The sequence below is a fragment of the Nesterenkonia flava genome, assembly GCF_031432335.1.
GTDB lineage: Bacteria > Actinomycetota > Actinomycetes > Actinomycetales > Micrococcaceae > Nesterenkonia > Nesterenkonia flava.
Genome location: NZ_JAVKGT010000007.1, coordinates 92,589 through 97,650 on the forward strand (window position 1 = coordinate 92,589; position 5,062 = coordinate 97,650).

Here is a 5,062-nt window from a genome sequence, read left to right on the forward strand (position 1 = left end):
ATCACGCCTGAAGCTTGTTCCGCGGGCGGGGAAACCCCGCCGCGCTCTCCACGAGGTGGCCCACACACCCGGCCCACCGGGCGCACGGGTCCCTGACCTCGCGGCTCCCGGCGAGCTCACGCTCGCCATCACGCCTGAAGCTTGTTCCGCGGGCGGGGACACACGAGCCTGAACGTGAGGCGTCAAGGGTTGAGGCGTAGCATGACCTTATGTCCGTTCAGGTCTCCGACGACGTCGCCCCTGCCTCTGCAGCTTCTGCTGATCCCGGGCGTGTCCCCAGCTTTGCCAGCCGGTACGGTTTTGCCCTGTGGCTGCTGATCACCGGCATTGTGGGTGCCGCAGCCAGCTTCCTGCTGCTGTATGAGCGCGTGCAGCTGTGGATGAATCCTGACCACATCACCGCCTGCGACGTGAACCCCTGGGTCTCCTGCGGAGAGGTCATGGGCTCCTGGCAGGCCGCGACCTTCGGTTTCCCCAACATCTTCATCGGCGTGGTGGCTTTTCCTGTGCTGATCGCAGCGACCCTGAGCATGGCGGCCGCCGGGCGCATGCCACGGTGGTACTACCTGGGACTGCAAGCCGGGGCCGTCTTCGCCATGGGCTTCATCACCTGGCTCTGGTACTCGGCCGTGTTCAGCATTGGGGTGCTGTGCCCCTACTGCATGGTCGTGTGGGCCGCGGTGATTCCCTTCTTCGTGGTGACCACCGCGCGGAACATCATTCACGGCGTCCTGCCGGCCTCAGCGGCCGTCCGCCGCGTGGCCGCCGACTGGTGGTGGGTCGCCGTCGTCGTGCTGTATCTCTTGGTGATCCTCAGTATTGTGCTGAAGTTCCCCCACGCCTTCACCTACTGAGTTCCCGGAGCCGGTGGGGGCGACGACGTCGGCAGCACCTCCCCCCCCCCACTACCGCAGCAGTCCGGGGGTTCCCTCCGTGAGACTCCAATGACGGGAGTACACCTCCAGCACAGCCGCCTCCAATTGATCGACCGTGATTTCCGGAGTCAGGTCTGAGGCGGCTCCCGCGGTCAGGGGATCCCACTCCAGTCCCATCGCCTCATACGCCTTGGTGAGCACGCGGCGAATGGGACGTCCGTCCTCGACGATGATCGAGCTGGAGAAGAGCCATCCGCTGGCGATCTGGCGCTGAGCAGTGCCGATCAGTTTGATGCGCACATCCGGTTCGGCCGGTTTGACCCCGTGCACTGAATGCTCGCCGTAGCAGTATTCGTGCGGGATGGGTCCGAGCTCCACGTCCATGCCGCAGTTCAGCAGCGCCTCGGCATAGAGCTCGCCAAACGCGGTGAAGCGGGCCTGAGACTCACGGATGGGATCGGCGTCGGGCTCGATGTGATCGATCACCAGCGACCCCGGGTGGTAGGCCGCGGCGCGTCCCCCTGCGCGTCGCACCAGGGGTTCGAACCCTTCGGCGCGGCAGGCGTCTGCGGCGGCTGTGAAGCCCGGCAGCTTGGCATCGCGCTGCCCGAAGGCCACGGTGGGCTGAGGGCGGTATAAGCGGAGCATGGGGCCGGTCTCTTCGGTACGTGTTCCCGCCAAGAGGTCCAGCGCTAACTCCAGATCGCGCTCGGCTCCCCAAGACTCCGTCTGCCGGTAGACCAGCAATCCCTCAGTGTTCATAGGGACTCCAGTCTATTGATGTTCGGGCGGTGTCCAGAAGTCGTGGCCTCGGACGGTGAGGGCGAGCACGCGATCCCCCTTCACCCGCGGGCTTCAGGCTCGAAGAAGGTCCCCATCCCCGCAGGAGTCGGGAATGGGGACCTAATCATCAGGTTTTCCTGCCAAGACCTACGACACGCGCACTAGAAGTCCCAGTTCTTGCCGAGCACCCTCGGTGAGGCGGAAACTCGTGGTTCCTGAGGCGGCACTTATTGCTCGTGCCTCCTGCGTGCCACTCGCGAGAAAAAGCAGCATCTGGCTGCCGGAGTGGAGAATTATCACGCACTGGGAGTCTACTCCCCCAGTGAGCTGACTTCTATGAACTCAGCAAGCGGCTTGGGCCTCTCCCGACATCCACGGTCTCCCCTTGGGGGCGAGCGCGAACGACATGTACGGCAGAGGAACCCGCGAAGTCCGCGGAATCTATGAGGCCGGATCGTAGATGCCTTCATGCGAGGATATTGACGTGACAGAGGAACACAGGATGACTGTGGACGGCGAGACGTTCTCCATCCGTCGTCGCAGTCCGAACACCTACTCCTACGAGTGGATCTCCGGCCGAAATCCTGGGCACGACTTCGAGATAGGGGCCTCTTCCACACAGGAGTTCGACGACGATATGCACGAAGAGGCGATCCGCCGATTCCTGGCAGAGATCGATCCTCAAACGGGATACCTGGCCGACTGAAGGAACAGCGGCATGGCCCTACAGTAGGCATATGGCAACGTTGCGAGTCTCGGTTCCTGATGAGCTCCATACCTACGTCGAGCGTCGTACAGTCCACGGGGACTATGCCTCCGCCGAGGAGTACTTCATCGAGCTGGTGCGCAAGGATCGTGAACGATACGAGAGCCACTGTCGAGCCCTTCGTCAGAAGGTCCTGGAGGGTATGGACTCCGGTGCTGGTATGCCATGGCCAGCCGTTCGAGCCGACGCCCGGCCTTCCGACTGATCCTTGCTACGCTCCCTTGACGCGGGTAGATCGGGCCCCCGCGAGGACTTCCTCAGCACCAATCGCCTGGCGTGAGGTTCCCGCAGCCGGCCGGGGCTCACTTTGCCGTCGTGAGGTCGCAGCTATTGCGTTGGTGTTCCTACTTACGGCGGGTGGCTCGGAGCACGACATCGGCGACGTGGTGGGTGCTAGCTGCGCCAGCGGGACGTGGCCGGGTTTCGTGGGTGGTGACCTCCCAGTTCTCCGGTTCAGCGGCGAGGGCGGCAGCGATCTCATCGACACCGACAAAGGCGTGCGGATCGTACATCCGTGTCTGAGTTGCCACGTCGATCGGCTCCTGCAAAGGCGTGAGGTCATGGTGCACCACCAGGAGGGTGCCGGCGGGCGCGACGGCGTTCAGCAGATTGTGGAGTCCGCGCTGGTCGGCGGTGCGTTTGAACGATCCGTACTGCAGTGAGACCAGATCGAAAGTCTTGCCTGCGTATGGTTCGGGGTCGTTGGCGTCGCTGCGGATCAGTTCGATCTCCAGGCCCCGCTGCTCGGCTTCGGCTCGCACGCGGCTGAGCGCATTGCCGGAGATGTCGGTGGCAGTGACCTGCCAGCCGTGTTCGGCCAGCCAGAGGGCGTCGGCACCTTCACCTGCGCCGACATCGAGCGCCCGGCCGGGGTTCAGGTCGGTGACCTCGTGCACGAGGGTGCCGTTTGGGTTGCCGCTCCACGTGTGGCCTTCTCCTGCGTATCGGTGATCCCAGTCTGTCTGTTCACCGGATCTGCGCGCAGCGGCGCGGAGGTCCTCGTCAGCGAGGCTGAAGGCGACTGCGGCTGCGACCTGGCTGCCATGGGCGGCCGAGGCCAGGACCTGAAGGCTGGGGTCAGTGACGTTGCCGGCTGCATAGACGCCGGGTGCGGAGGTCTCACCGCGGGAATCCACCGCGAGGACTTCCGCGATACCGCTGGCGTGTGGGGTGGAGGCCAGGCCGAGACCGGCCAGCACCTCAACGCGGGCACGGAACCGAGGCCCTACCACCACGGCATCGGCCTCCAGGAGTCGGCCGTCGCTGAGCTCCACCCCGCGGATCTGACCCTCTGCGGTGGTCACGATCCGAGTGGCTGTATTGCGTTCGATGGCGACCCCGGCGGCAGTGAGGGTGTCAATCACCTCATGGTCAATCCCGGTCGGATCGTGCAGGACGACAGTCAGACTGTCGGTCAGGTGACGCAACAGCACACTAGGGTGCAGACCGAGCGGATGGGTGACGACCTGCACCAGCCGCTCGTCCCGGACTTCGAATCCGTGGCAGAAGGGGCAGTGGATGACCCCCTCTCCCCAGTGCGCGGCGAGGCCGTCGATTGCCGGAAGTTCGTCGGTCAGCCCGGTCGCGGCGATGACCCGACGGGCTACGAGGGAGTGTCCACCAGTCAGATCGAGCTTGAACCGGCCATCCTCGCGAGGGTGCACCGCAAGGACCCGACCGGTGAGCACCTCACCCCCGTATTTGCGCACCTCCTCGCGTCCGGTGGCCATGAGCGCATCCGGCGCGGCGCTCTCGTGTCCCAGGTAGCCATGCATGTGCGCGGCCGGGGCGTTGCGAGGGGTCTGATCGTCGACCACCACCACACTGCGGCGCTGGCGAGAAAGCTGAAGGGCCGCGCCGAGACCGGCGGCTGAGCCCCCGATAATAGCGACATCGCAGTGTCGTTCCATGGTCGGCGGCTGGTGCCGCTCAGTGTTGGTGCTCATGCAAACCACCGTATATCTGGCCAGCGCTGCTGGCATGGGGTCTTGCACTAATGGCAAGAACCAGAAGTCAGGGGCCACGGAACCTGGTGTTGAGAGGTCACAGCAGAGGTGCTCGGGATGCGAATTTCTGCATCATGTCGAGGATGGTGGGCGGCATTGATGGTTCGGCGCAGGTGAGCAGTTGTGCGCCGGCGCAGTGCATCTCGTTCGCCATCACGGCGAGGGCACTGATGGTGGGGCCGGGAATCGCGTGGTCGGTGGTGAGGATGATGTCGATGTCGCGGGCGCGGAGCTGCTCGATGAGCGTGGCCAGTCCTGAGCGTTCGTGCCCGTTGTCGTGTGCTGTGCCGATCACTTCGTAGTGGTGTTCTTCGGCGGCGGTCTTGCACTGCTCATACTGCCAGTCACGTTCTTCGGAGCTGGGGCTGGCGTTGCGGGTATAGATGAACGCCCTCATGAGTGGGCACCAGACAGTTGCCCAGACTGTCCCGCAGTGTTTGTGGCGGCAGATTCGGTGGGACGCGCTGCGGTGGCTTCGCGGATGCGGGCTCGGGCAAGCAGGACCAGGCTGATGGGGCCGATCCAGAAGAACTTCAAGGCGTTCCAGATGCAGACCAGCACGATCAAGTGCAGCCAGGGGTTATAGGCCATAAATGTGTTGCTGAGTAGGCCTGCTTCCCAGTGCTGGGGCG

6 protein-coding genes and 1 pseudogene are annotated in these 5,062 nt (G+C 64.4%); 3 read left to right on the top strand and 4 right to left on the bottom strand.

Translation table 11 applies throughout. The annotated features are described in order from the left end of the window. Positions 1-209: 209 nt before the first annotated feature. Positions 210-854 (top strand): vitamin K epoxide reductase family protein, encoded by a 645-nt coding sequence (locus RH857_RS04115; RefSeq protein WP_310536708.1) that lies wholly within the window; start codon positions 210-212, stop codon positions 852-854. 51 nt (positions 855-905) lie between these two features. Here the strand turns inward: RH857_RS04115 and RH857_RS04120 are convergent, their stop codons facing one another. After that, complete coding sequence (locus RH857_RS04120) at positions 906-1,637, bottom strand: lipoate--protein ligase family protein (protein ID WP_310536709.1); 732 nt, start codon at positions 1,635-1,637, stop codon at positions 906-908. A gap of 505 nt (positions 1,638-2,142) precedes the next feature. On the opposite strand from RH857_RS04120, the gene RH857_RS04125 reads away from it, so the two are divergent. Together RH857_RS04125 and RH857_RS04130 are read left to right on the top strand one after the other, a co-directional pair. Further along, complete coding sequence (locus tag RH857_RS04125) at positions 2,143-2,364, top strand: hypothetical protein (protein ID WP_310536710.1); 222 nt, start codon at positions 2,143-2,145, stop codon at positions 2,362-2,364. A gap of 31 nt (positions 2,365-2,395) precedes the next feature. Continuing rightward, positions 2,396-2,629 carry a ribbon-helix-helix domain-containing protein gene (locus RH857_RS04130; protein WP_310536711.1) on the top strand — a complete coding sequence of 78 codons (234 nt, stop codon included), beginning with the start codon at positions 2,396-2,398 and terminating at the stop codon, positions 2,627-2,629. A 139-nt stretch (positions 2,630-2,768) separates the two neighbouring features. Here RH857_RS04130 and RH857_RS04135 read toward each other — a convergent pair whose 3' ends face one another. From RH857_RS04135 to RH857_RS04145, 3 genes and pseudogenes are all read right to left on the bottom strand, one after another. Further along, positions 2,769-4,370 carry an FAD-dependent oxidoreductase gene (locus RH857_RS04135; RefSeq protein WP_310536712.1) on the bottom strand — a complete coding sequence of 534 codons (1,602 nt, stop codon included), beginning with the start codon at positions 4,368-4,370 and terminating at the stop codon, positions 2,769-2,771. A 97-nt stretch (positions 4,371-4,467) separates the two neighbouring features. After that, positions 4,468-4,827, bottom strand: a complete 360-nt coding sequence (locus tag RH857_RS04140) for a recombinase family protein (RefSeq protein WP_310536713.1) — start codon at positions 4,825-4,827, stop codon at positions 4,468-4,470. Then, positions 4,824-5,062: pseudogene (locus RH857_RS04145) on the bottom strand (hypothetical protein); the annotation flags it as partial. The gene RH857_RS04140 and the pseudogene RH857_RS04145, both read right to left, overlap by 4 nt.